The following is a 24339-nucleotide window of genomic DNA, read 5'->3' as shown; positions in this document are numbered from 1 at the left end:
CGCTCTCAATGTTCAATGGCTTGCCCATTTCCATTGGCGAGCATTCGCATGAGAGACCACTCAAGCTGCTGAATCGCTTGGACACTATGTGGACACAAACGGGGGCTAAAACAGACCAGAATAGAGGATTTAGTCAGACCTCTTCGCGTTGCGGAGAGCGCATGAAAAAGGCCGTAAACCCTTTGATTTACGGCCTTTTCATTCAGCGTGGGCGGCAGGGATCGAACCTGCAACCTTCGGTTTCGTAGACCGATGCTCTATCCAATTGAGCTACGCCCACATCTGTTTCCCGATCGGTGAATGCATTATCGGCGATTCTCTCCGACGGAAGATCATGGATTATAGTAGCGACTCCCGAAGTCGTAAAGACGGGCCAAGGGGCTGAAGGTTCAGGATCGATAGAAATTTTGTGCTCTGCCCCTATTTTTCCTACGATCCGTAACTCCTTTTTGGGAAATCATTTCGGACGGCGTTTCGATTTACTTGCGGAAACGGGTACACCGAAGGGGAGGGCACGGTTTGATTCTAATTGCAGCAAGCGTTCTTTGAAGCGAACACCGTCGGGATTGGTAAAGCCCCCAATCTTATTGCCAGCAGCAATCACGCGATGACACGGTATGATGATCGGAATCTGATTGTTCGCCATCGCGGAACCAACCGCTCGGGCAGCAGCCGGTTGGCCAGCAAGGCGCGCCAATTGACCGTAGGTTACGACTTCGCCATGGGGGATTTGCTGACACGCTTCCCAGATTCGTCGTCGAAACGGAGTTGCCTCACCGAAATCAACCTCAACCTGGCTAAAGTCGATCCGAGTTCCGGCGGCGTAATCGACGATGTCCTGGACCAACTCTTGTTGATTCTGGGTCAACTCGGCAACTGGGGCAACGTCGTACGGTTCGGTGTCGGGCTGGTATTGCTTGGCTAACCAGCGAAACCGGGATACTTGGTGTCCTTTCCAGCTGAGCTGGGCCATGCCGAGCTTGGTCTCAAAACACACCGTTAATTGGTTATCTGCGTCGATTATGGGGGAGATCGATTTCATGAGAGGTGTCCTTTCCCGGGGCGAGCGCCTTTGACACTTTTGCGCCGCTCATTCTATACTTGATCCAGAGCCGTACCACTCCTACTGTGTGGTTGGCTCTCTATGCCCGAGTCCTTTAGGAGGTTTGAATGGTGGATATCCGCTCGCTAACCGACGACTTCTACATCAACATGAATCTCAATACGGAGATGGATTTACCAAGCGGGCGAGAAACGGTCCTTCACTTCTTTGAACTAGTCCGAAAGCGTTATCCCAAAATGCGTAACTTCTACGCTCGGGATCGTAACGAATTCGTGCTGGAAGAAGACAAAGATGGCGGAAGCTACCGTTGGACTTCGGTCGAACCAAAACGAATTCTCTCGGGTCACGTAAATCCGAGCTCGTTTGAAGAAGCGGTCGAGCAACACTGCTTCGTACTCGACCAGGTACCCTACACGTTATCAATCAGTCCGTTGGACTGTGAATCGCTCAATGCGATGTACGGTTTCGATTTCACGTATAGTGGTAACCACAATCAACTGGTAGCCGAGGCACTTGGCTTGCCGCCAGCATTAGAACGCATGGTTCAAGGGAACGAAAACCGGATTATCGGTTTCGAGCCATCAATTCAATGCAGTTTAGACGACGATTGTCGGACACAGTTCCGGCTGAGTATTGAAACCCGCACGTCCGCTTACCACGTTCGCACCAACGAGTTTCCAGAAGAACAACTCAGCGTTTACCTAACCGTGCGTCGGTTTGGTAGCTTGGACGAATCCGATTCTTACGTATCGGCGTTTCGTCAACTGCACGAACAAGCATTGATGCTGTTGGAAACGCACGTGGTCGGCAATATCTTGGAACCGCTGAAACAAGCGATCACGATCCGCTAGATTTGCGAATTGCCGGAAAAAAACCGCACCGTCACTCTTGAAAGCGATGCGGTTTAACTCGCAAGGAAAAGACTACTCCGCTTCGATCTCTTCGATGTAAGGCGGCGAGTCCCCTTCGATTTCGTGCAGCGCGTTCTTTGCAGCCCGCTGTTCGGCTTCCTTCTTATTCGAGCCCCAGGCCGACGTATACCGATGGCCTTGCAACTGAACGGCTACATTAAACACCTTGCTATGATCCGGCCCTTTTTCAGCGACCAATTCGTAGTTCGGGGTCGTGCCAAATTCACGCTGGGCATATTGTTGGAGCATGGACTTGTAGTTGCTGCCAACTTCACCGGCCGACGCTTGTTCGATTTCGTCTTCCAGGACAACTTCTAAGAAGCCATTGACCTTTTCGTCTCCACCATCCAAGTAGATAGCCGCAATGATTGCTTCGAATACGTCGGCGAGAAGCGACTTGGGTACCGACTGCGACGAGGCCATTCCTTTCCCGAGAATTAGAAACGCTTCCAAGCCCATCGCGTCGCTGAGTCGAGCACATGTGCTGCGGCTGACGACGATCGACTTGATACGCGTTAGATCACCTTCCAGGTAGTTGGGAAACTTGCGAAAGAGCGTTTCGCAAACATATTTGCCCAGAATTGCGTCACCCAGAAATTCCAATCGCTCGTTACTTCCCAAGCGATGGGTCGCACCCGACGCATGCGTCAGTGCAGATTGCAGCAGCGCACGGTTTTGGAACACATACCCGAGTTTCTGTTCGCACTCGGAGAGCATATCTTCGCTGGCATCCAGCGAATCTTGGCTTCGTAGCATACCGAACTAATCCATGTTGTAGGCGTTCGATATTTTCTTCGTCTCGTTGGTACCGTGCAAAACGGAGCCAGCAAAACGAAGGAAATACCCAACAAATGGTCGATTTGGATATTCTGAACGTACTTTCAGGGGGAAGGAATGTCAATCGCAACCCCGTTAAAGATCGTTTCTCGGCACAGTTGGGGGCATCAGAAGCGAAAATTAAGGTTTTTCGGCACCATGGTGGCCGCCCTCCCACGAAGAGGCATGTTCAGTAAGATATAGCCAGAAACATCCGAGAAAGAGGGACCACCTGCGTCGATCGATCAAAGGAACTTCATGATTAACACGCTCTACCTGCCTGAAATCCGGGAAATGCTGGCCGAAAACGACACGGACGGACTTCGTGAGTTTTGTACGGCATTGCACCCCGCACGTACGGCCGAGTTCATGGAGGGACTTTCCCCCCAAGAAGTGTGGAGCGTTCTCGATCATGCCGATTTGAGCCTCCAAGGCGAAATCCTCTCTTACTTCGAGCCGCACGCCCAGGCCGAGATGCTGGAAGTCCGGCCGCCGGAATCGGTTGCTCCGGTGGTCGCGACCATGTCAGCGGACGACCAGGTCGACTTGTTGGGGGAAGTGGGTGAAGAGACGGCCGAGCAGATCTTGGCCTGCTTTACGGTCGACGAGCGCCGCGATGTATTGCGATTGTCGAACTATCCGGAAGGAACGGCCGGGGCGATCATGACGACCGAAATGGCCCGTCTCAGCGAGAACCTCACCGCCCGCCAAGCTTTGCAAGAGTTAACTGACCAAGCCGAAAACCTGGAAACGATTTACTACTTGTACGTCGTCGACGAACACGGCAGCTTGCATGGTGTGGTTTCCACAAGGGATATCGTGTCGGCGCTCAGCAAGCCACAGAAGCGGCTGAACGACATCATGGAGACCGAGGTCATCCATGCCAGTGTGATGGACGACCAGGAAGAAGTCTTGCGGAAGATGGCCGACTACGACCTTCTTGCTATACCGGTGGTCGACGAAGAGCTCCGTCTGGTCGGGATTATTACGCACGACGATATTCTCGACGTCGTGGTGGAAGAAGCGGCAGAAGACGCCTACCGTGCGGCGGCGGTCGAACCACTGGAAGAAACGTACCTCCGCACGAGCGTGCTCACCCTCAGCCGCAAGCGAGGTGTCTGGCTCGCCGTGCTGTTCGTCGGGGCATTCCTCACGACGTTTGCCCTGGAACAGTACCAAGGAGACTTGGAACGTATTCCTTGGCTGGTGATCTTTATCCCCCTGGTGATTTCCACCGGTGGAAACTCCGGCAATCAATCGGCGACGCTGGTGATTACGGCCCTGAACAAGGGAGAAGCCAGTGTTCACGATTGGTGGATTATCATGCGGCGCGAGATTGTGATGGGCTTGATCCTAGGCTTCATCATGGCCTTCATGGGATTGATCTTAGCTCTCTTTAAATCACCGTCGGTCTATTCGGCGCTGGTTGTTCCGTCAACCTTGGTGCTGGTTGTGATAGCCGGCACGTTTATCGGCTCGATGCTGCCGTTGATGTTCAAGAAGATTGGGCTCGACCCGGCCCTAATGAGCAATCCGTTCGTAGCCGGGCTTATCGATCTATTTGGGATCGTGATCTACATGAAGGTATCACTCTTCCTGCTGGGGGAAGTCGATCCTGCGGCGATGCCTTAAACGTCGATCAGCGGCTGGCCAACATACATCTGTAGAATCTGGCTTTGTACTTTGATGGCGCGAATCAGTACCCAGATTTGATCGGGCGAGAACTTCCGCGGGTCGGAATGGGCGAGTTCGTCCAGTTCATCGGTCATTGCCGCATGCTGATCGGTGGCGGCCTGTAAACGAAGCCCCATTTCCTGCCAGGCGGTCGTCAGATCTTTATCATCTGACAAATCGGCAAGGTCATCTACGGAGTTCGACAAAAGCAGACATAACCGGGCAACATCACGTGGCTCGGCACTGGGCTGCATACGCTCGATGCGACCGGCGAGTTCTTGGCAAGACGTGCTCATGACAAACCTAACAATGAATACGTGACGAGGCAAAGTCGAAAAGAGAGAGAGGAGCTGTTCAACTCACTGCCACTCGACACCCGAGTCGAACTTCGTTTACCTAAATCTAGCTTCAAAAACAAAGCACAGCAGCTTCTTGAGCTATTTCGCGGAGGGGCGCAATAGTTTTTGATAGGAGGCAGCCAACTTATCGGCATAACCGGAAATGCCCAATCGTTCGATTCGTTGCCGTGCCGCTAGTCCGAGTCTCCTTCGCAGCGTGAACGAGCCGCACAGCTTGCCTATTGCGGCCGAAATGGCCTGGGGATTGTCAGGGGGGACCAGCAGACATTCTCCATCGGGAAATATCTCCAGCGTTCCCCCCACGTCGGTTGCGATAATTGGCAAACCACTGGCGGCGGCTTCTAACAGAACGCGCCCAAACGGCTCTTGCCGGGCAGCATGTACCAGCACATCGGCATCGCGCAGGACGGTAGTGGCCTCATGCGTTCGCCCGGCGAACTTGATTCGCGAGGCCAGTCCCCACGCGTCGACTCGCACGTAAAGATCGGCCAGGTACTGCCTCGCCTCATCCTTCTCCGAATGACACTCACCGTAAAGGTCAAGCGTTATGTCAGCGCCGGCGTCGATCGCCAAGCGGACACCTTCGAGCAAGACATCCACTCCTTTCCGCATCACCAACTGGCCGATATACACCAGTTGCAACGGTTGCCGATCAATGCGCGTCTCGGGCGGAGAGAACGCATTTAAATCGATCCCGTTATGGAGAACTTGTGAGTTCTCCTCACTCAGCCCTTGAGCGATATGAAAATCACGTGTCGCGCCCGATACGCAGTAGATCTGGTCGAGCTGTGAGATGTCCTGAATGACGCGACGATTCAGCTTTAGAATATCACGGAGGTGCCCTACGAACTTCGTCCTACCGGGGCGCTCGACGGGACCCAAGATTCGTGAAACTGACAAGCTGTTGGCATGGACGATATCGGCCTGCCAATCAGCCGCTATCTGACGCATCTCCGCTCGAAGAACATCAAGCGGCTTACGTTTCCCGGTATCATCGGTCCAGATGACAGCGCGATGCTCGAAGCCCAACTGGGAAACTTTCTCCGCCAGCAAGCTGTTGGGTGGGCACGCGATCGCCACGCGATACCCGCGTGCGGATAGCTCGGCCAGCCCGCTAAGCATACTGTTCTCGCCGCCGTAGATCGTCCCATATTCGCAAAGATAGACGACCGACGGCATGGCAAGGTTCTGCTTAGCTAAAAGGACTACAGCAAGCCGTAGTCGGTCAAGACTTGGGCAAGGCGTTTTTCGCCGGTCTCGGACAGTGGCGTCATCGGCAAACGCATCTCGCCAGAGTCGCGCCCGAGCATTTTCATAGCACACTTCAGCGGAATCGGGTTCGTCGACAAGCCGAGCATCTCGCGGCAGAGCGTGAACAACTTGAAGTGCCACTTCTGGGCTTCCGCGTAATCGCCCGCAGCCGCCGCGGCGACCAAGGCCAGCATGTCTTTCGGCACGATGTTGCTGACCACCGAGATGATTCCCTCGCCGCCGATCGACATCAGCGGCAATGTCAAGCTATCGTCACCGCTGAGCAAGGTCAGGTCGGTCATCTCTAAGATCTGCGAAGCCTGATCGAGCGATCCGGTTGCTTCTTTTACCAGCTTGATCTGCTCAAGCTCGGCCAGGCGTGCAATCGTTTCTGGCTCGATGTTCTTACCGGTTCGACCGGGGATGTTGTACACGCAGATCGGAATGCCTGCGTCTTCCGCCAACACTTTGTAGTGCTGATAGAAACCTTCCTGGGTTGGCTTGTTGTAATAAGGAGCCACCACCAGCGCCGCGTCCGCACCTTCCTTCTCGGCCCATCTTGTCAGCTTCAACGCTTCATGCGTGCTGTTCGATCCGGTACCAGGCATCACCTTCGCACGACCAGCGACCGTTTCAATCACGGCGCTGATTACCCGTTCGTGTTCGTCATGCGAAAGGGTAGGGGACTCGCCGGTCGTTCCCACTGGCACCAGACAGTTCACGCCTGCTTCGATCTGGTATTCGACCTGTTTTTTCAGCAGGTCGTAGTCCACAAGATCCCCCTTGAAGGGAGTCGTAAGTGCTACCGATACGCCTGCGAAATCGCTACCTTTGCGTGCCATGTCGAATTACCAACTCAGTCAAATTACTAACAGAATGGAACTAAAATACTTCTGACCAATAGGCCGTCTTGAATCGGCCCATAATACGAAATGGCCCGAAACTTGGCCAGTGCCGCACAAAAAACCTCTAGACAGTTATCAATCGTTTCATTTCCGAGACCGCATCGCGGAATCCGACGAAAACGGCGCGTGAGACGATGCTGTGGCCAATATTCAGCTCGGCCATTTCGGGAATTTGGGCGATGGGCTGAACATTCGTATAAGTGAGGCCGTGTCCAGCAAGCAGTTCCATACCTGCGCCGCAGATCTGCTCGCCGGCAATCGTCAGCCGCGTCAGCTCTTTCTGCTGAGCTTTTCCGCTCGTCAACGCATACTGGCCCGTGTGCAATTCGATTCCGTCCGCTTTCAGCTTAGCGGCCATCTCAATTTGGGCTTCGTCGGGATCGAGAAACAGGTTGATCGAGATCCCAGCTTCTTTCAGTTTTTCCATCGCCCTGGCAACGGCCGCTTCGTGTGAAACGAGGTCGAGCCCACCCTCAGTCGTGACTTCCTCTCGTTTCTCCGGGACGAGCGTGACTTGATCAGGCTTCACGCGACACGCGATGTCGACCACTTCCGCTTCGGTCGCCAGCTCGAGATTCAGCTTCACCTTGACCGTTTGACGCATGACTTCCAAGTCGCGGTCTTGTATATGGCGGCGATCCTCACGCAAGTGGAGCGTGATGCAATCGGCACCCCCCAATTCGGCCAAGGCGGCGGCCCACACGGGGTCTGGCTCGTTAGTTTTGCGTGCTTGCCGAATGGTCGCGATGTGGTCGATGTTAACGCCCAAGTTAGGCATGGAGCCAGAATCCTCTCTACTGCGAATCAGCCGCCCGGTTGCGCCCATTCCAAGTGGGCACCGCCATGGTTCGGCTCGGATATTTCCAGAGTCATTTCGTGTTCAGAATACCGCTCACGCAGGCCAGCTGAAAGTGCCTCAGCCTCCGCCACGTTATCGCAGAGGCCAAAGATGGTCGGCCCCCACGAACTTTGGCCGACTCCAGCAATGCCGAACGAACGCATTCGCTGGACAACTTCCGTGCACGCAGGGTTCGCGTAGCGTCCTCCTTGCAGTGCCGAATAGCAATCGCCGGCCAGTGCCCCATACTGGTAGACCGCCTCACCAAAACGCTCGATGTCGGCCGCTTCCAATGCGGGAATCATCGCTTGCACTACCAATTCGCGCAGGCGGCTCGTCGTGGGCTGCGGTACACGCTCAAGCTGCTGGAAGCCTGCTTCTTCTTCGGAGCCATGTTTACCATGCACATCGCGTTGAATAGCCAACACAAACCGCCAATCTGCAGGCAATTCGCCTCGATATTCAAGCTGCGGAAAATGATAGGCGCGATGGCCAGTCTCGAACAGGAAGCCACCTTGCAGAAAGCCGTAACACCCAATCGCCGAGCGTTTCGCGCGATCGACCGTTCGGGCCAGTGTCTCCAAATCCGGCAAAGGAAAGTCGGCCAACTTGGAAAGGAGCGTTGCAACGGCTAAGCCAAGCTGGGTCCCGCAGCCGAGACCCACGTGATCTTCCAGGGCACCCCGCGTCGCCAATCGAACGGCAGGAAGCTCGTAAGCGGTCGACCGCTGCCACATCTGGGCAAACTCTTCGATACGATCAGCCAAGGGACCGACCGCATTGAACGTGTCCGCTTCGCTGGCCTGAACTTCCAGCCCAGGTCGATCGATCATCGCACCGACACCACCAAATGCCGCTTCGTCCGAGTCGAACGCCAGCAAGCCGAAGTGCAACCGTGCACCGACGCTGATCTTGGCGATCAACGGCGAGCAGTAGTCAGGAAGTGGCGAAGGTTTGAATAGCGACATTCGCTTAGTGTACCGCAGGCGGGCCTTCAGGACGATTCCCGGGCGCCGTTTTTCCCACTACGCCGCTCAGCGATTGTTTTTTGCAGGAAAGCAAACGCTTCCAGCTCGACTTGTCCGCCCGTTTTCTCGACCCAGGGCGTTAACATTCCGATCGCCTGATCGATCTCTTCGCTTGGCAGCAGATGAACTCGGGTTGCCAGGATCGCCAGCTCCAGCACGGCGTGCTTCGCTCGATTGAGTCCGAAGAAGTCACGTTCGCGTCCCTGATCGATTACACAGCAAGTTAGCGCGGCCCGCTCGCCCGTGGTTTCAACATCAACTGCATCCAACTGGTACCAACGGCAACAGTTCGCCAGCACGTGATAGCCGGTTGTCTTGCTGGGCAAAAAGTGGGGCGGCGAATGTAGATCTCCCACGGCTGCCTGCGCGATCATCGCCACATCGTCGGTCACATGAAAGGTAGCTTTCCGCGTCCGCAAGAGGTTTTCGTATGTCCGCGAACCAGGGAATGGCCGCAGCAGGAACTGCGTGAACGCGTCATCCACCTTCGGCCCCATCGGTGCGACGTTAACCGTGCCATCGGGATTCTCGGTGGTGAGCATCCCTTCGATAATACGTAGTGGCGGCTCAATCACGATGGCTCGCTCCAATAAGCCTGGCCCGCGGTTGACATTGCAGAGCTGCCGGAAACGTCTTTCGTCAAAGCGATCGCGTCCTTCTCAGAAACCGACAATCCGGCGATTCGTAGAAAGTTGGCCAACAGTTGATAGCCATGCTGCGTGAGGACTGACTCGGGATGGAATTGCACGCCATACAGCGGCCAGTCTGTATGCGAAACGGCCATGATCGTCCCCGCTTCAGTCGTTGCGTCGATGCGGAGGGAATCTGGCAGTGAATCGCGTTCGGCAATCAACGAATGATATCGCCCGACTTGAAACGGTGAGGGGACGCCCGCGAACAATCCTTCACCATGGTGCTTTACGAGCGAGGCCCGACCATGCATCGGATGCGCAGCGCGCACCACCTTGCCACCTAGGGCAGCCACGATGGCTTGATGTCCGAGGCAAACACCTAGGATGGGTGTTGTTGCCGAAAGCTGCACGACCAGGTCTTGGCAAATACCAGATTCGGTCGGTGTACACGGGCCTGGGGAAAGAACAATCGCCGAGGGTTTCAGTTCACGGATTTCGCCGATCCCAATCGCATCATTGCGGCGCACGACGGTCTCTTGCCCCAGCTGACGCACGTAGCGCGCCAGGTTGTGCACAAAGCTATCGTAGTTGTCGATGACTAAGATCATTCGTCCAGCACGGCATGAAGAAGGCCCAATGCTTTATGCCACGTTTCCTCATATTCCCGCAAGGGGTCGGAGTCGGCCACAATTCCGCCACCAACCGGAAACTGCCACCAGCCTCCCGAAGCCACGATGGTGCGAATGAGAATATTCCAATCGATCGAGCCATCGAATCCGATATAGCCTAGCGAACCACAGTACGGTCCCCGGGCCGTTGGTTCGAGTTCCGAGATAATCTCCATCGCTCGAATTTTCGGTGCGCCGGTAATGGAACCACCAGGGAAGATGGCCTGCAGGATGTCGCGGACGTCGATCTCTTCCCGTAATCGTCCCACGATGATCGAAACCAGGTGCTGCACGGTTTGATAGGTTTCGAGCCCACACAAGCTGGTGACTTCAACGCTGTCGTCTTCGCAGATCCGCGCTAGATCGTTTCGTAATAGGTCGACGATCATCACGTTCTCAGCGCGGTCCTTCTCACTGCGGACTAATTCGTCTCCCCAGTACATATCGAGCGCCGGTCGGCCACTGCGGCGACGCGTTCCTTTAATCGGGCGCGATTCGATCTGACGATCCCGAACCTGGATAAATCGTTCCGGCGAGGCCGACACAATCTGTCCCATGCCAAAGTCGTAGAAGCCAGCGAATGGTGCCGGGTTCTTCTCGCGAAGTTTCAAATACAAGTCGGCCGATGATGAGCGAGCCTGCATGATCAATCGTTGCGAAAGGTTAACCTGAAAGATATCGCCTGCGTGGATGTAGTCGACCGACCTCTGAACCGCCTCCAGGTAATCATCCTTCGGAAAGTTGCTCATCACGCCTGGAAACTCCGGGCAGGCAAAGCATGGGGCAAGCTCTTCGGCTGGAATCACGCGACCAGGGCTGGGAGGGCAGACGTCCTTCTCACATCCGATCATCGTCAGGAAATGCTCGGCCCGCTGCTTGGCTCGTACCAACCGTCGGGTGTCATCCCGTTCCGGATAGCCCGTCGATACCAGCCAGCCTTCGCGACGCGCGTGATCCCAACTGAATACCACGTCGTAGATACCGAACGAAAGAAGCGGTAAGTGGAACTCGTTGAAGTTTGTCTCTGGGACGACCTCGAAGTGGCGATTCAAGTCATACGAGAAATAGCCTGCCGCGCCACCTTGAAACGGCGGCAATCCTTCCATGGTTAGCAACTTGAAGTCGTGCTGAAGACGAGCCAGCTTGTTCAGCGCCTCGTCGACTTGAAGCGGCCCGGCCTGAATCACTTCGCTCGGATCGGCCATCAAGAAGGAATAACGACCGAGCGTGTCATCTGCTCGCGCACTATCGAGCCAGAACCGATGCTCCTGACCGGCAAGCCTTTCAAAAACCACTTCCGGCGTCAAGGTTTCCTCTATCCGAACGACGTACGGCGCGTTGGACTTCACGTTACTCATCGTCCGCCTCCTTGTCAGGGGCACGGCGCGAACGATCTTTATGCAGATTAATCCGGTGCGACTGTTCGGCGTGAGTTAGATACCCCCAATCGAGCGCCTCGTCCTGTCGATACTGTTTTCCCAGGTGCAGCGCGGTCATTGCTTTGCACAGTTCGAAGCCGAGATAGAACGCATGCGACGGGCTCAGATTGGTCGGCTTGGTCGCTTCCAACTTTTCGAACAATGAGAATGGATCGACATCTTCCAAATGCAATCCACTGCTCACCAAGTGCAGCATCTGCCTAGCGACAAACAGGCGGTAATTTTGATCTTTCAACTCTTGCGGCAGGCGTTCAAGCTCCTCTTCGCTTGGCTCGCTGATACTGGGATCGCGCAGGGTCACTAAACGCGGCTCGATTCGTTTCGGGAGCGTCCGGTGCGCGAGCGCGTACCGCATCAATCGCCGAGCCAAGTCGCATTCGCGAACACTGGTTTGTGCCCAGTTGATGACCTGCGTAGTTAGAACACTCCGGATTCCCAGTTCCTGACACACTCCCAGCAGCATCACGTTGATCCCAGCAGAATCGGCGTCGGTCAACTCCGTCAGATTGCCGATGCCCATCATCATTTCCGCATCCGGGTATCGTCGCCGCGTTTCGTAATAGCGTACGATGCTTTCGGTAAAGCCGAATGAGATCGGCTCGAGAATTGGATCGAGCCGAAACGGAACGTTGTGCGCCACCAGGTAGTTAATCGTCTCGTCGAACCCTCGCAGCGATTTTGGATCGTCAGGAATCACGACCACTTCACAGCCCCATTCCGCCGCGTGCTCGCGATTGGTGGAGTTGACCGATAGCACCAACTCGGCCCCGGCCTCAACCGCTGATGCGATCTCGGCGGAGTTCAAACTATCGACGGAGACACGCAGCCCAACGTCGCGTAGCGCCTGCACGCAGTCGCCGACGCCATTCCATACGCTGCCAGGATTGCAACCGATATCAATCAGGTCGGCCCCTTCGGCCTTCAGTATCTTCGCCTCGGCGACGATCTGCGCAAGCGTGAAGCTAGGAGCATGATTGATCTCAGCGATAATTGCGACGTCGTATTCGCCGTAGTCATCCGCCAGCGTTGGTTGATTGAACCACTCAGGCAACTGCCTTAAATCTTTCGGACCGCGTTCCACGGGTACTTGCGCAACCGTTTCAATCTCCTTCAAATCACCCCGACAGTAACCCGTGACCATTACCTTGGACGTCCCAGGTGGCACTTCGATCCGTTTGGCAATCCACTCGGTCGTCATCAGCGCGGCGACCGTGATGTTGAGTACCTGCACGGTGTAGTCGAAGTTGGCCAAGTCGGATAACTTCAGCAAGATGCTGCGTAGCGAGGCCTCGGCCAGCTTTCCGGTGACAAAATGAATTTGCGGGCGTGCCATCGCTTCCTCAAGCTTCCTTGTCGGTACGCGCCGAGTGCCCGCCGTGGTTAAAGCCACCGTTCACGGCGATCGTCTGACCGTTCACGAATCGCGCAGCCGGAGAAACCAAAAAGCCGATCGTCGCGGCCACATCTTCGGGCGTTCCCCACGTGCCCACTAAAGATTCACGCGTCGCGCGCGACTGCCAATAGTCCGACGTTCCTTCGCCCCAGGCGGTTTGAATCCAACCCGGCGCGACACAGTTCACGCGAACTTCCGGCGCGAGCGAACGTGCCAGGCTTTTCGAGAACGCCATGATCGCTCCCTTCGACATCGCAAACATCTCGCCACTGTCACCTTCCATACCGTGGGCTGCTTGATCCCAACCGATGTTCACGATCGAGCTACCTGGCACACTGCGCATCCGCGCGCCGAGATTTCGCGAGATGCGGATCGTCGAGACGACATCCACCCGGTAAACTAATTCAAGCTTCTCTTCAAACGAGAGCTTTGCGGCGTCGCCCGTTAGCACATCGACCCCAGCGTTGTTCACCAAAATGTCCAGCCGATTGGCCCAATTCCAGGCCTCGTCGCAGAATCGATCTTGCTGGCTTGGGTCTGTGAAATCTTCCTGAACTAGTTTCACGTCGATCTGGGAATCCAACTCTTGTGCCAAGTTTGCCGTTTCCCGCAAACCGTGATCATTGCTGCGGGTATGCAGCACCAAAGAAGCACCCTGGCGGGCGAGATCTAAGGCAATTGCCCGGCCAATTCCGCTAGCGGCGCCGGTGACAACGGCGATTTTGCCGCGTAAAGCTGCTTCGTTTGTGGGGTGTGCGCGGCTGGTTTCCATGTTCATCCTGACAAGCAATACACCGAGTGGCTGCCTGCATTGTATATTGTCGATATGCAAAGCGGGATGCCGTGCTCGTTGGTTGGCACGGAACTTCATGGCAAGCATCCGAGAGAAGCAGCGAACTTCGCCCCCAACAACCACCCCAGGCAACCATGGCGGACCACATCTTCAGGCAACTCAAGACCACGGCATTCGTGTTTCGTGGTTACAACGTCACCAATTTGGGACGTTGCGGAGATCTATTGAATCATCCCAGATTCGGCAGCTACTTGCTGCGTCGACTGGAGCAATGTGGCGAGATCGCTTCCGACGTAATGCACCGGCCGATCGACCTGGTCCGACGCGTCAGCCGCCGCGAAGAGACCGACCTGGAAAGTTACTCCGACGCCATCGCGCTGATCGTCGCCGCTGAAATGGCTCAAGTCGATATCCTCCGTCAAGAGTACGGCGTGATCCTGACCAACGCTCAGTATCTGATGGGTTACAGCTTGGGCGAACTCACGGCCCTGGTCGCTGCCGACTGCTTAACGTTGGAAGACGCGCTCACCATTCCGCTGGCCTTGTCGGAAGACATCGCCAAGCTGGCGCCGACCTGCACGCTGGCAGTCGTCTTCTCGCGAAAGGCAACCCTGGGCGCCGCGCTGGTCAATCGTGTTTGCCAAGAGATCTGCGCCGAAGGCAACGGGCTGATTGGCATCTCGTCGATCCTTTCACCCAACTCGGTGATCGTGATCGGAGAAGGGGAGACCACATCACGTTTGCACACACGCTTATCGGAACTGACTTCCGACCGTGTGTACGTGAAGAAGAATCCACATAAATGGCCACCGATGCACACACCGATCGTCTGGCGCGAAAACATCAACTCCCGGGCTGCGCTGCTGATGAGCGCCATGAAGAGTGGCTTTAACGTCCCGATGCCACCCGTCCTGTCCTTGGTGACTGGCGCATGCAGCTACACCGATTGGAATGTCCGTGACCTGATCTGCCAATGGGTCGACAAACCACAAAACCTGTGGGGAGCCGTCTATCATACGCTGCGTACTGGTACCGAAACCATCGTCCACCTCGGCCCCGAACCGAACATCGTCCCCGCCACCTACAGCCGCCTGGCCGAAAACGTCGAAACCCAAATCCAAGCCAGCCTCAGCACCAGAACGCTATCGACACTGGTCTACCGCCCTTGGCTGGAAGCCCTGATCGGAGAGCGCGCCTACTTGCTGCGAGCACCATCGATTAAGCAACTGACGCTGGAAGATTGGCTGCTGGACGAAGCGACTTAGTAGCTTTGCGTAGATCATTTGCAGATACGGCTGGAATATCAGTTCGCCTATTTCCGTCTACGATACACTAAAAAGTCTGCTTACCTGACGCACTTGAAAGTCGAATCATTTACGAGTGGTCTGAAGGGAACGTTTGGTTCCACTCGGTCAGCAAAGAAGCTAATCGCCATGCTGACCGATGCCGCCTTTAAAGTCTTCGCCTACACCCTGCGGCGTCAGACGGAAGGAAATAACATTCACGAGTGTTTAAAAGAGCAGGTTGAATTCGTAGACCGAAGTGGAGGATGTAAAGTGAATGCTCGCGGAAGGATAGTCCCGAATCTCAGCGGGCATATTGAGATGGGGCTGTTTTTTCATTTGTTTGCAGAAAGCATGGATGAGATATCAATGGCCAAGGAAATGGGCGAACTTGGCTTCTTGGATAACATGTTGCTTGTGCCTCCTGTGTCGCGTAGTGAGTGCATTCAAACTGAACTACAACGTATTGTCGTTGACTCGGTGTCCCTGAACACTTGTCCGTTTCATCCGGAGAGAATTGATGTCAAACGAATTGTCGAAGCAACGGTTGACGTACAGGTTGGTACGAATTCAGTAGATAGCTGGTCTAAGGATAGTATCGCTGCATGTGGCATTTGGGGAAATCGGGGAGATGGATACTTGTACGTGAGCCCGCATGTCCAGGATGTTTTGAGCAGGGAAGGGTTATGCGGCACTCGTTTCGCCCCTTGCGAATTCCTGACGCAGGACGAATTGCCGTTCTTCATGAAGCATTCTAGAGTGCTGTGCTTCGATGGGCGATCTATCGAACGAGCTTATGCTGTGTTGCCGAACGCCGAAAATCACTGTTCAAGATGTGGTTTTTCTCCAATCCTTTGCCCAAACTGCCCTGAAGTGTTTTATGTTTGCCCCGTTTGTCAGAGACGCCTTATTGTGTCGCCTCGGGATAAAGCAGAACTAATCCTCAATCTGGGCGGACTTAACGTGGTGGATTTGACGCTTTGGGATGGAAGCGATTTCCTTGGTGGGAATTTCCCTATCGTTACCGGCCGTGTCCTAGATTTATTGATATCTTTGCATATTGCACCCTTCGGAGCGATCGCGCTTGGGTGTTATACCGCCCAGATAAAAGAATCTATGTATGCGTCTCTGAGAAGTACCCACTATAAGGATTGGCTGTTGGGGCCCCCGACAATCGAACCTTATTGAAGTCTGCCCCAGCAATCGAATAGGGGCGACCAACGGAAGCCCCGGATTCGTGGAAAATCGGCCCATTACCATGTTGGATTACGGGCGCAGACATCAATAAATCACTTTCCCAGCCAAACTCCCTCGCGTTAGTCACGGTTGTGTGATAGGACGCCTCGGACATTCTCGTGTCCGTTAAAACTTGCTTATCGTTTATTCGAGTGCAAGTCCCACATATCTTCTGGTAACGAAAGGCACATTTTAATTCCGTCGCGAACAGAATACGAAATGTATGTGGGAGTTTTCGCCAAATTGATGGCACATTTGCCATTGACGTTTCTAATCGCTCGCTGGCCGCAACTATCTTCATAACATCGATAAGTTGGACGGGTGCCATCACACACTTTGGGTTAGGTCGAACGCATTGTGCGGCAATGCGATTGCGCCGAAATATGCTCAAGCTCACGACCTACCAAATCAAAGCCGCAACATTCGCCATCATCGAACGAACGCGGACGGCCGACCACAGACCCAAGGTAACAAGCCATACCAAGACTGGCGTTGCCCGTAGATCGATGGTTCGTAGTAACATTCTTGACGCGTATTGCAGGTGTCGCCAGCGATAGAAGCGATAGAGCCGTGAAAGATACCAGTTTGCTTCCTTACGCCGCCTGATTTGGCCATCCGCTCGTCCCGCGACGACGCACGATGCGAGCATGATTTGGGCATCTTCAAGCTCAAGCATCCGCTGAAGGGCAAATCGAAATCTGCCTAAGACTCCGACCTTGGAATTCTCCTTGGCCTCGACGTTCAACATTTTCAGGAACATCCCGTAGTGCCGTGCTTCGTCCCGGGCGAGTGTCGCGTAGACGGAGCTCACTTCGCGATCATCCGACGAATCGGCGAGCACGCGGTAAAGCGTGCTGGCAAGTGCTTCGACCACGCACCGAGACACCAATTCTGCCGTGACCGAACCGCGGACTGACTCACCGGTCGGCTCGTGGTACGATACGAGCGATTCGTATTTTGACATTCTCGCATCGAAGTCGAAATCGTGATCGCCCCCTTCGCAGACAGCACGCAACGTCTCGCCATGTTGGCACTCTTCAAAGTTCCAGCGCTCGATCGCTGCCGTCCATGGTTCCGTCCGCTGCCGAAAGATTGCCAGCAGATATTCCGCGTAGTCGTCACATCGCGACTCCAGCAGACAAATGGTCTTCGTGATGTGCAGTAGCGGCTCAGGTAGCTTCACGCTCGCCAAGTCAAAGTCGTCAGGCTTCCAGTGATTCGACGACGATTTAATGAAAGTGGCAGTCACAGAATTCCTTCAAGGTTCCATCCAACAAGCGACACGGCAACCGGGCAGGAATGAGCATCACGGACTTCAACTTCCGCGCAATCCACCGCTCCGATGATCGCATAACGATGACCTGTTCTGGTCAGGCCCGCTGAGTATCGCACAGACTTCCCTCGTATGCGAACATTTTGGATCGTTTTCGAATACATGCTTCACCCGGGATGTTACCTTTGTACAACGAACGAATCCGTTCCTTCTTAAATACTTCACACCATTGACGGAGTCGCTGGCAATGAGTTCTGTACTTCCAACGATATACGCCGACTTTAACAATGCGGACAAGCCAGGGCGTGTACGACTCAATACAACGGGCACTCAGCAAGACCTAACTCGCTTACAATTGACGCTGACTGAAGGACTGCAAATTCGACTTTCAGACGACGAGCTATCGACGATCGGCCACGTTCAATACGATTCGGTCGAGGGCTGGGTAGCGGTCATCGACTGGTCGCGACTCTGACCAGAGAAACTGGAGCGATTTCAACATGGATCATTCACCTCTTTCCTCTGAAGCACTGCAGAAGATTGGACGGAATGTTGTTGTCCTGCAAAAAATGGAAGGCCTGCTCAAGGAACTTCTGGTCGTCATGGATATAGCTGGCGGAGTCGACGAACTGTCCGACCTGTTGAATGAGCGGCGTGAATCGATTTCGAAACGATCGTTGGGCCTGGTTGCGGGAGACTTGTTCGACAAGATCTTCTCGGAACCCATCGAGCCAATCTGTAATGCGGAGCCGAGCAGTTCATGGCTCTCTTTTCAATATCGAGAAGGTAGAAGTGAAGTGTTCATCGAGTCCATCAAGAAGTCTTTCCAGGAATTTATCGCAGGCAGAAACGAGCTAATTCATCAACGCCTGTTAGCGTTTGATGCAGCCTCGGACGATTCCTGTTGGGAATTGATTTCCTATTTGGATGCCCAGTACGAAAACGTTACTCCGCTGAGGGACTTTCTCATAGGCAGGCTTAGGTCAGCGTCCGAGATGCTCACCGCGATGCCTCACATTATCAAGCAAGTGATCGCCAAAGATGATCCGTCTGAGTAAAGTGCTATAGCGTTCGCCGAAGTTCTATTTCAGTGGCAAAACGAACTCTCCAGTGCCTACCGTATGCAAAAACACCTTTCCTCACTGCTGGCCGCCTTGCTGCTCATCCTTGGCATCACCACATCGCTCCCGGCTAGGGACGGAACACTCACGGTTCGCGTGCTGATTGATCCCAAGCTGTTACCACCAGATCATCGGCCAGAACAAAGCGTCGCAGACGGCAAACTGGCACCATACCCGATGGCGATTGTCTATCTCGCCCCTCAGGCCAAGCGAGGTCAGGCACAAGCTCCGCGACTATTGGAATGGTACGCCTCGCTTAGCAAACCGGACCAACGCCAAGAGCAAGTGGTGCAGATCAAGGATGGCCAGTTCGAGCCCCAGCTTTTGACGCTACGTACTGGCGACCTCCTTGTGCAGGGGGACTTCGTGAGCCCCTTGCATTTCGAGTTTCTCACGAACTCGCCCATCAGTAACATCGGCATGCCGGGCGACCGCTACCCAATTCATCGTGACGAACCGACCGCGATCAAGTTTGTTGCCACGCGGTGGCCTACCTGCCTCGGTTACCTGATGATCACAGATCACCCTTACGCCGCCGTCACGGATCCGCAAGGGGAAGTCGTGTTTCAGGAATTCCCGACCGAACGTAAAATCCCCCTGCGAGTCGCCTGTCCGCTGTTAGCGAATGATTCCTTCACGTTCACATCGCGCGATGGAAAGATCGAACGCAACGGTCGATTCGCAATCACGATTCCTAAGTCGGGCCACGCGACCTACGAGATTCATGTCGTGAAGGAGTCGCCCAGCGAGATTTCGGGACCCGAGTAATTGTTTGAGACGTCCCAATAATAGTTCACTTGTGGCCCGTGTTATCTGTACCGATAGCAAACAGGCGAGAAGATCTCTTCCATTTCTCAAGCTCTTCGATGGCTTTCACTTGAGAGAGCCAGGTCGCTATTTTCTGGGCGCCGCATATTCGTCCCAGTGTTTCTCGATCGTGTTCACGTCGGCTGCTTGGGAAGTTATCAGGTAGCGGTACCGTGAAACATATTTCTCGTCAGGCACAATCTTGAAAGGTCTTTCGACCATAGGGGCAAAACAGAAGTAGGGTTTATTCGGATGGATGCGTACGTGTTGTGGCGCACGAAAATTTTTCGGACTACCAAAGATGGCGGCTGAGACGGTCTGACCATCAATCGTGCCCGAGAGCGCGACCCAGTTAGCTCGGGTGTGATTGCCTTCCCAGCGGTCTTTGCCTTGGCTCGTTAAGAAGCGCAAATCTCCCGGGTTGATGCTGCGGTCGTTGTTCTCCTTCAGCCACTCACGGTTACCGCGGATTGCCATGCCGCCGTAGTGGTATTCGTCCACGATCAGCGGCTTGTCGGAGGCACATTCCTGAACGCTGACGATGTCGAACAGAAAATGGTCGGCCGGCGTTTGATGAACAGTGACGGTCCACACCTCGTAGATCGCATCAACCCACTGCTCACCCTCTTTCACCATGAACGCGTGCTTAACACGAAAAGAGACACGCTGCTCTTCTCGGCTCAAGTTCACCACTTCGCGGAATTCGATTCTGCCGAGTTTCTTTGCCTGATTCCAGAAGTCGACGTTCTTTCCGTCAAAAGTACCCTTCACCCAGGCAAAAAACACGGCATGTTGATGGGCATGATCCGCCGGGTAATCGCCGGTCAGTTCCTGTCCCGTCGGCGTGTAAACAGGATGAATGTAACCACTGCGCCGATAGTCCTGTGGCAATCCCTCCGGAACAGTTCGCGATTTCTTAACATATTCAAGAACCGGTTTTCCACGCAGGGTGATACGAATCGTATCCTCCGTCTCAGTAAGATTTAGCTCAGCACCAAGGGCCGAATGGGTGGTGATACAGAGCAAATAACACAGAACGAGCAGCGCTATTGGGAATTGCTTCATAAAACTTCTGAATTGCTGGATAAGAACAAGTGATGGGGGGAATTGTTTCTCGGAATGCACGTCCGCTATGACCAGAAGAACTCCTTGAGAAGAGACACTGGCATAGGTCACCTCAAGATATCCGGAAGAGTTCTCAAAACGTTGACTCTTAAGATGGCTCCACTCTAACGGATAACGTGCATCCAGACAAAACTTTAACAGTCTGTTGATTTTCTGCTTCGTCAACAATTACGTAGCCGATTTGAGAGATTCAACAGGCTGCTAAGCCACAATGACCAATCCGCTTCTAACGCGGTGGAACTGGCCCAACTGTCGGCAATAAGCCTTGCCGGCGCGCAATCAATAAGACAATCACCGCGATACCCCCACAGAACGCCGACACCAAGACTGCCAGCATACCGCCATAGATCGCTGCCGCGATTCCCGTTGCGAACCAAGCCCGATTCGGGCCCGGACTTTGTGCCGTGATCAGCACGCAGTAGATTGCCGTGATCGCGGTCGCTAAGACAACCGTTAGCAAGAAACTTAGAAAGATCGAGCCGACACTCTCCACTTCCAACTGACCGGAACGGGAAATGCGGATGCTTACGGCCAAACATAGCACGAACGTTCCGACCGCGACGCCTGTCAGGATGTTAGCACTCAACATCGCAATCGCCACGCCCAATCCGATCGATGCCAATATAAACAGAAGCTTTTGCAGGGCAAGGTTCATGGTAATAGTGTCCACCTGCACGAATCGTATCGCTGACACTCTCTCATGCAAACAGGAAATCATTGACCAATTCTTCGCCTGAACGGTCGCCCCGTGATAACCTAGACGTTGGCATTCCGCGCATTAGATTGAATTCTGCGCCAGCAATCAAATAGGGGCGACCAACGGAAGCCCCGGATTCGCGGCAAATCGGCCAATTACCATGTTGGACTACGGGCGCAGACATCAATAGGCGATCTCGCCGCAATTATACTGAAACCAAACCCCACACCGCGCACTCCGTTTCCCTCAACCTGGCACAACGAAGATGAAACCAACTCTCTCTTGGCTTTCTCAGGCCTTTGTTCTCGGAACGTTTTTCACCATGCTTTGCTTTTCTTCGTCGGCAGTCGCTCAGGACGAGGCAGTCGAAGTCAAGAAAGAACAACTACCGGTCATTCCAGATGAGCCTCGTGCGATCGATCCGGCGACGCTCGTGCCAGAACCGTTGGCCGTGAAGAAGACGGCCGAGCTGCAAGGTGCCACTCTCAGCGAGGTATCGAAGTGGCTCGAAGAGCAGTGCGGGGTTGAAGTCTTGATCGACAAGGGGGCCGTTGCTTCCATCGGTGTTCTACCAACCGATCCGGTTGGTGAGAATCTAACCAATACACCGGTTTACTTGTTTCTCGATCGGATGCGGCGGGTTGGTCTCTCGTGGTATTACGTCAACAAGGTTGTCCATTTCACGTCGATCGAAGAATTCGAAGGTCGCCTGACGATGGTCCCCTATAACGTCGGCGATCTACTTGATTCCGGTTATGAGATGGACCACGTAGTCGAAGCGATCACAACGACCATCGATCCCGATTCATGGGAAGAGCTTGGCGGAGCTGGCGTACTCGATACGATCGGCGACGTCCTGTTTGTCCGCCAGAACGACGACATCCACCGCAAGATCCGCGGGCTACTTCAGGCGCTTCGCCAACATGGACGTCGCACATTCATCTACGATCCGCCTGTCCATCAGCAGATCCGCGAACAACTTCGCCAGCCGATCTCAATCGACTTTTCAGAAATCGCCCTCTCGGAGGCCGTACAGCTAATTGCTGCGGAATCGAAGATCGACATCCGCCTGAACGCCACCGTCTTGCGTGCCCTCGGAATTCGCGAGCGGACGCCGGTGACCCTCTCGCTGAGTGATACGCCCGCCGCTACCGTGCTCGATGCGCTGCTGAAAGACCTGCAATTGACGTGGACCTTGCGCGATGGCGTTTTGGCGATCACTTCCGAAGAAGAAGCAGCCACCCACATGATTACTGCGGTGTTCGACGTACGCGACCTCAGCAGCGACGAAAACGAATCAGACGCGCTGATCGATGCGATTCAATCGCAGACGTTCGATGAGTGGGAAATCAGTGGAGGCGCCGGAAGCATGTCGCCCGCCAAGCCAGGGACACTGGTCATTCGGCATCGCGAGAAGATGCTCAACGACGTCCTAAATCTGCTCGAAGCGTACCGAACCGCCCTGAAGGGTTCTAAGCCGCGGGTCATGAAGGGGCAAGATCCCAACGAAGTCATCACGGTTTACTACCGAATGCAGCAAGACGTTGCTCGGGGGATGATGAGCTTGCTTCCCAAGTTGGTTCGTGCCGAGACTTGGAAGACAAACGAACGACCTGACGCACCGGGAACGATTTTGTTCGCTCCATCCGATGCCGAGCCAACGGTCGCCAAGAACGCTTCCGGCGAAAACGTAGAAGGAAGCGAAGTGCTGATTCCACACGCTATTCTGATCATCACTCAGACACGTGGCTGCCAGGACGAGATTTCGGCAATCATCCGCCGTATTGAACGGGGTGATTCGCATGGAAAACAGGGAATGGGCGACATAGGCGGTGGCGGAAGCTTTGGAGGCGGGTTCTTCTAAGCTACCGGTAGATTTCCTGCTTCAGAGAGGACATAAATGTCAGGACGATTTCCGCCTTGGCAACAGCCTGCCAGAGCAGACCCCAGATTCACCCCTCCGGCCATGCGGTAAACCAAACAGCAAGCCAGTAACGAACATTCGATCCTCACGCCTTTGTCTTGCACTTCGCCAAGGCTTACTCCTTACGCATGAGTTGAATTGGGTAGCGAGGAGATTGTGCCATCGCCTTTGCAAGCTGAAACCTAGGCGTTGGATTTGAATTGATGACAATGTTAATCGCCGCATAATTCCAATTAGATTCAATAAGCTCATCGAATTCCGCTTCTCCAAAGTGAAAGCTTTCACCGTAGAGACCAGAACCATCCACCTCCACGCTCGTAATTTCTGAAAGAAAGAACTTCGGCTCGCCAGTAACCTGAAGTGTTTCTAGTTTGTAATCAATAACTACTGGCACTTGTAATGTAATGACGTACCTGTCTCCGAAGTGCACTTCACTGTTCCATATAGTTGGAAGATTATTGTCAATGCCAAAGTGTGTTATGAAGTGATCAATGTCTGGATATTGCTTCTCCATTTCCACAGCCCATGGAATCTTCTTACTTCCGTCCCAATGGATTCGCTCATAGGACGCGAATCTAGGATCTTTTTTCATTCTTGGAAATTCATCGACAGTATATACTGTGTCCGATCTGGCTTCATCCTTTGTGTGCGGCGAATACTGTGACCTGTCGTTGTGATAAGACATCTCACATCCTGAAACAAATCCGCAGGCAAAGATAATGCCAAGTAATATAATGGAATGCATACATTATCCCTTCTACCGTACAAACCATGGCCAAGTCGCGTGAGCATCCCATAGGTCGGATAAGCTGCCTTGCCCTTCATTGACACCTGCGCCAGTAACCCAAGCCTTTTTTCTTCGACTGAGGCAGTCCGTTTCTCCTAGAATAGCATGTTGGCAAGGCTGTTGGCAAAGGAGTGGTTCATGCGACCTCATGGATTGGCGGCGGAGCTCGAAGCTCGGCGGATGAAAACGTTGGATTTGATTCGTCGGGGGTGGCGGGTAAAGAGTCGGTTTAAGGTGTCAATTTTCTTTGAAGGTCAGGGAAGTCAGGTCATGGATGGTGGCGGAAACTTTGGAGGCGGGTTCTTCTAAGCTATCG

Annotated in this window: 25 protein-coding genes and 1 tRNA gene; 9 read left to right on the top strand and 17 right to left on the bottom strand. The window is 54.1% G+C overall.

Going from position 1 to position 24339, the window contains the following annotated elements:
- Window positions 1–206 precede the first annotated feature (206 nt).
- Window positions 207–280, bottom strand: a tRNA-Arg gene (locus tag C5Y83_RS07735).
- Window positions 281–457: 177 nt separating this feature from the next.
- Complete coding sequence (locus tag C5Y83_RS07730; protein WP_105329075.1) at window positions 458–1042, bottom strand: methylated-DNA--[protein]-cysteine S-methyltransferase; 585 nt, start codon at window positions 1040–1042, stop codon at window positions 458–460.
- 128 nt (window positions 1043–1170) lie between these two features.
- Between C5Y83_RS07730 and C5Y83_RS29360 the strand changes: the two genes are divergently transcribed.
- A complete protein-coding gene (locus tag C5Y83_RS29360; RefSeq protein WP_105329074.1) occupies window positions 1171–1914 on the top strand; it encodes a hypothetical protein in 744 nt (247 codons plus the stop codon).
- 72 nt (window positions 1915–1986) lie between these two features.
- Here C5Y83_RS29360 and rnc read toward each other — a convergent pair whose 3' ends face one another.
- Complete coding sequence (gene rnc / locus C5Y83_RS07720) at window positions 1987–2730, bottom strand: ribonuclease III (protein ID WP_199195001.1); 744 nt, start codon at window positions 2728–2730, stop codon at window positions 1987–1989.
- A 318-nt stretch (window positions 2731–3048) separates the two neighbouring features.
- Here rnc and mgtE point away from each other — a divergent pair, with 318 nt between their 5' ends.
- Window positions 3049–4422: a magnesium transporter gene (mgtE, locus tag C5Y83_RS07715; protein WP_105329073.1), complete on the top strand. Its 1374-nt coding sequence runs from the start codon at window positions 3049–3051 to the stop codon at window positions 4420–4422.
- On the opposite strand, the gene C5Y83_RS07710 is transcribed toward mgtE, so the two are convergent.
- From C5Y83_RS07710 to C5Y83_RS07665, 10 genes are all read right to left on the bottom strand, one after another.
- Window positions 4419–4760 carry a hypothetical protein gene (locus C5Y83_RS07710; protein ID WP_105329072.1) on the bottom strand — a complete coding sequence of 114 codons (342 nt, stop codon included), beginning with the start codon at window positions 4758–4760 and terminating at the stop codon, window positions 4419–4421. The genes mgtE and C5Y83_RS07710 overlap by 4 nt on opposite strands.
- 141 nt (window positions 4761–4901) lie before the next feature.
- Entirely contained in the window at window positions 4902–6002 is a 1101-nt protein-coding gene (locus C5Y83_RS07705) for a glycosyltransferase family 4 protein (protein ID WP_105329071.1), read from the bottom strand.
- A 26-nt stretch (window positions 6003–6028) separates the two neighbouring features.
- The gene (gene dapA / locus C5Y83_RS07700; RefSeq protein ID WP_105329070.1) at window positions 6029–6916 is read right to left on the bottom strand and encodes a 4-hydroxy-tetrahydrodipicolinate synthase; all 888 of its coding nucleotides are present in this window, start codon (window positions 6914–6916) and stop codon (window positions 6029–6031) included.
- A gap of 127 nt (window positions 6917–7043) precedes the next feature.
- Window positions 7044–7757, bottom strand: a complete 714-nt coding sequence (locus C5Y83_RS07695) for a pyridoxine 5'-phosphate synthase (RefSeq protein WP_105329069.1) — start codon at window positions 7755–7757, stop codon at window positions 7044–7046.
- A gap of 26 nt (window positions 7758–7783) precedes the next feature.
- Window positions 7784–8785, bottom strand: coding sequence for a hypothetical protein (locus tag C5Y83_RS07690; RefSeq protein ID WP_105329068.1), 1002 nt, complete (start codon window positions 8783–8785; stop codon window positions 7784–7786).
- A 26-nt stretch (window positions 8786–8811) separates the two neighbouring features.
- Window positions 8812–9420 carry a DUF447 domain-containing protein gene (locus C5Y83_RS07685; RefSeq protein ID WP_105329067.1) on the bottom strand — a complete coding sequence of 203 codons (609 nt, stop codon included), beginning with the start codon at window positions 9418–9420 and terminating at the stop codon, window positions 8812–8814.
- Window positions 9417–10085 carry an anthranilate synthase component II gene (locus C5Y83_RS07680; RefSeq protein WP_105329066.1) on the bottom strand — a complete coding sequence of 223 codons (669 nt, stop codon included), beginning with the start codon at window positions 10083–10085 and terminating at the stop codon, window positions 9417–9419. Before C5Y83_RS07680 ends, C5Y83_RS07685 begins: the two co-directional genes overlap by 4 nt.
- Window positions 10082–11503, bottom strand: a complete 1422-nt coding sequence (gene pabB, locus C5Y83_RS07675; protein WP_105329065.1) for an aminodeoxychorismate synthase component I — start codon at window positions 11501–11503, stop codon at window positions 10082–10084. The genes C5Y83_RS07680 and pabB overlap by 4 nt, the downstream gene beginning before the upstream one ends.
- Entirely contained in the window at window positions 11496–12917 is a 1422-nt protein-coding gene (locus C5Y83_RS07670) for a DUF6513 domain-containing protein (RefSeq protein ID WP_105329064.1), read from the bottom strand. The genes pabB and C5Y83_RS07670 overlap by 8 nt, the downstream gene beginning before the upstream one ends.
- Before the next feature lie 7 nt (window positions 12918–12924).
- Window positions 12925–13749, bottom strand: a complete 825-nt coding sequence (locus C5Y83_RS07665) for an SDR family NAD(P)-dependent oxidoreductase (RefSeq protein ID WP_105329063.1) — start codon at window positions 13747–13749, stop codon at window positions 12925–12927.
- A gap of 155 nt (window positions 13750–13904) precedes the next feature.
- On the opposite strand from C5Y83_RS07665, the gene C5Y83_RS07660 reads away from it, so the two are divergent.
- Entirely contained in the window at window positions 13905–15035 is a 1131-nt protein-coding gene (locus tag C5Y83_RS07660; RefSeq protein WP_105329062.1) for a hypothetical protein, read from the top strand.
- Between the two features lie 168 nt (window positions 15036–15203).
- On the top strand, window positions 15204–16241 hold the full coding sequence (locus C5Y83_RS07655) for a hypothetical protein (protein WP_146117701.1): 1038 nt from the start codon (window positions 15204–15206) through the stop codon (window positions 16239–16241).
- A gap of 448 nt (window positions 16242–16689) precedes the next feature.
- Here C5Y83_RS07655 and C5Y83_RS07650 read toward each other — a convergent pair whose 3' ends face one another.
- Entirely contained in the window at window positions 16690–17538 is an 849-nt protein-coding gene (locus tag C5Y83_RS07650) for a ferritin-like domain-containing protein (RefSeq protein WP_105329060.1), read from the bottom strand.
- Window positions 17539–17809: 271 nt separating this feature from the next.
- On the opposite strand from C5Y83_RS07650, the gene C5Y83_RS07645 reads away from it, so the two are divergent.
- The 3 genes from C5Y83_RS07645 (at window position 17810) to C5Y83_RS07635 (ending at window position 19451) form a co-directional block, all read left to right on the top strand.
- A complete protein-coding gene (locus C5Y83_RS07645; protein ID WP_105329059.1) occupies window positions 17810–18037 on the top strand; it encodes a hypothetical protein in 228 nt (75 codons plus the stop codon).
- Between the two features lie 25 nt (window positions 18038–18062).
- Window positions 18063–18620 (top strand): hypothetical protein, encoded by a 558-nt coding sequence (locus tag C5Y83_RS07640; RefSeq protein WP_105329058.1) that lies wholly within the window; start codon window positions 18063–18065, stop codon window positions 18618–18620.
- Window positions 18621–18683: 63 nt separating this feature from the next.
- Window positions 18684–19451, top strand: a complete 768-nt coding sequence (locus C5Y83_RS07635; RefSeq protein WP_105329057.1) for a hypothetical protein — start codon at window positions 18684–18686, stop codon at window positions 19449–19451.
- A 126-nt stretch (window positions 19452–19577) separates the two neighbouring features.
- Here C5Y83_RS07635 and C5Y83_RS07630 read toward each other — a convergent pair whose 3' ends face one another.
- Entirely contained in the window at window positions 19578–20780 is a 1203-nt protein-coding gene (locus C5Y83_RS07630) for a PmoA family protein (RefSeq protein ID WP_233207136.1), read from the bottom strand.
- A 61-nt stretch (window positions 20781–20841) separates the two neighbouring features.
- The gene (locus C5Y83_RS07625; RefSeq protein ID WP_105329055.1) at window positions 20842–21270 is read right to left on the bottom strand and encodes a hypothetical protein; all 429 of its coding nucleotides are present in this window, start codon (window positions 21268–21270) and stop codon (window positions 20842–20844) included.
- Window positions 21271–21577: 307 nt separating this feature from the next.
- Here C5Y83_RS07625 and C5Y83_RS07620 point away from each other — a divergent pair, with 307 nt between their 5' ends.
- Window positions 21578–23176 carry a hypothetical protein gene (locus tag C5Y83_RS07620; protein WP_105329054.1) on the top strand — a complete coding sequence of 533 codons (1599 nt, stop codon included), beginning with the start codon at window positions 21578–21580 and terminating at the stop codon, window positions 23174–23176.
- A 175-nt stretch (window positions 23177–23351) separates the two neighbouring features.
- Here C5Y83_RS07620 and C5Y83_RS07615 read toward each other — a convergent pair whose 3' ends face one another.
- On the bottom strand, window positions 23352–23981 hold the full coding sequence (locus C5Y83_RS07615) for a hypothetical protein (protein ID WP_146117700.1): 630 nt from the start codon (window positions 23979–23981) through the stop codon (window positions 23352–23354).
- A 180-nt stretch (window positions 23982–24161) separates the two neighbouring features.
- On the opposite strand from C5Y83_RS07615, the gene C5Y83_RS29355 reads away from it, so the two are divergent.
- On the top strand, window positions 24162–24332 hold the full coding sequence (locus C5Y83_RS29355; RefSeq protein ID WP_158262275.1) for a hypothetical protein: 171 nt from the start codon (window positions 24162–24164) through the stop codon (window positions 24330–24332).
- The last annotated feature ends 7 nt before the right edge of the window (window positions 24333–24339 follow it).

The sequence above is a fragment of the Blastopirellula marina genome (genome assembly GCF_002967765.1).
Classification (GTDB): Bacteria; Planctomycetota; Planctomycetia; order Pirellulales; family Pirellulaceae; genus Bremerella; species Bremerella marina_A.
Note: the sequence above shows the minus strand (reverse complement) of the source record. Positions and strands in the feature narration are given on the sequence as shown.

What these genes read in the sequence shown, in the direction of transcription:
- dapA (WP_105329070.1), bottom strand. Translation starts at nt 6,916, where the DNA reads ATGGCACGCAAAGGTAGCGATTTCGCAGGCGTATCGGTAGCACTTACG.
- C5Y83_RS07705 (WP_105329071.1), bottom strand. Translation starts at nt 6,002, where the DNA reads ATGCCGTCGGTCGTCTATCTTTGCGAATATGGGACGATCTACGGCGGC.
- mgtE (WP_105329073.1), top strand. Translation starts at nt 3,049, where the DNA reads ATGATTAACACGCTCTACCTGCCTGAAATCCGGGAAATGCTGGCCGAA.
- C5Y83_RS07620 (WP_105329054.1), top strand. Translation starts at nt 21,578, where the DNA reads ATGAAACCAACTCTCTCTTGGCTTTCTCAGGCCTTTGTTCTCGGAACG.
- C5Y83_RS07660 (WP_105329062.1), top strand. Translation starts at nt 13,905, where the DNA reads ATGGCGGACCACATCTTCAGGCAACTCAAGACCACGGCATTCGTGTTT.
- C5Y83_RS07655 (WP_146117701.1), top strand. Translation starts at nt 15,204, where the DNA reads ATGCTGACCGATGCCGCCTTTAAAGTCTTCGCCTACACCCTGCGGCGT.
- C5Y83_RS07615 (WP_146117700.1), bottom strand. Translation starts at nt 23,981, where the DNA reads ATGCATTCCATTATATTACTTGGCATTATCTTTGCCTGCGGATTTGTT.
- C5Y83_RS29360 (WP_105329074.1), top strand. Translation starts at nt 1,171, where the DNA reads ATGGTGGATATCCGCTCGCTAACCGACGACTTCTACATCAACATGAAT.
- C5Y83_RS07710 (WP_105329072.1), bottom strand. Translation starts at nt 4,760, where the DNA reads ATGAGCACGTCTTGCCAAGAACTCGCCGGTCGCATCGAGCGTATGCAG.
- C5Y83_RS07695 (WP_105329069.1), bottom strand. Translation starts at nt 7,757, where the DNA reads ATGCCTAACTTGGGCGTTAACATCGACCACATCGCGACCATTCGGCAA.
- C5Y83_RS29355 (WP_158262275.1), top strand. Translation starts at nt 24,162, where the DNA reads ATGCGACCTCATGGATTGGCGGCGGAGCTCGAAGCTCGGCGGATGAAA.
- rnc (WP_199195001.1), bottom strand. Translation starts at nt 2,730, where the DNA reads ATGCTACGAAGCCAAGATTCGCTGGATGCCAGCGAAGATATGCTCTCC.
- pabB (WP_105329065.1), bottom strand. Translation starts at nt 11,503, where the DNA reads ATGAGTAACGTGAAGTCCAACGCGCCGTACGTCGTTCGGATAGAGGAA.
- C5Y83_RS07670 (WP_105329064.1), bottom strand. Translation starts at nt 12,917, where the DNA reads ATGGCACGCCCGCAAATTCATTTTGTCACCGGAAAGCTGGCCGAGGCC.
- C5Y83_RS07625 (WP_105329055.1), bottom strand. Translation starts at nt 21,270, where the DNA reads ATGAACCTTGCCCTGCAAAAGCTTCTGTTTATATTGGCATCGATCGGA.
- C5Y83_RS07635 (WP_105329057.1), top strand. Translation starts at nt 18,684, where the DNA reads ATGCAAAAACACCTTTCCTCACTGCTGGCCGCCTTGCTGCTCATCCTT.
- C5Y83_RS07665 (WP_105329063.1), bottom strand. Translation starts at nt 13,749, where the DNA reads ATGGAAACCAGCCGCGCACACCCCACAAACGAAGCAGCTTTACGCGGC.
- C5Y83_RS07645 (WP_105329059.1), top strand. Translation starts at nt 17,810, where the DNA reads ATGAGTTCTGTACTTCCAACGATATACGCCGACTTTAACAATGCGGAC.
- C5Y83_RS07640 (WP_105329058.1), top strand. Translation starts at nt 18,063, where the DNA reads ATGGATCATTCACCTCTTTCCTCTGAAGCACTGCAGAAGATTGGACGG.
- C5Y83_RS07690 (WP_105329068.1), bottom strand. Translation starts at nt 8,785, where the DNA reads ATGTCGCTATTCAAACCTTCGCCACTTCCTGACTACTGCTCGCCGTTG.
- C5Y83_RS07730 (WP_105329075.1), bottom strand. Translation starts at nt 1,042, where the DNA reads ATGAAATCGATCTCCCCCATAATCGACGCAGATAACCAATTAACGGTG.
- C5Y83_RS07680 (WP_105329066.1), bottom strand. Translation starts at nt 10,085, where the DNA reads ATGATCTTAGTCATCGACAACTACGATAGCTTTGTGCACAACCTGGCG.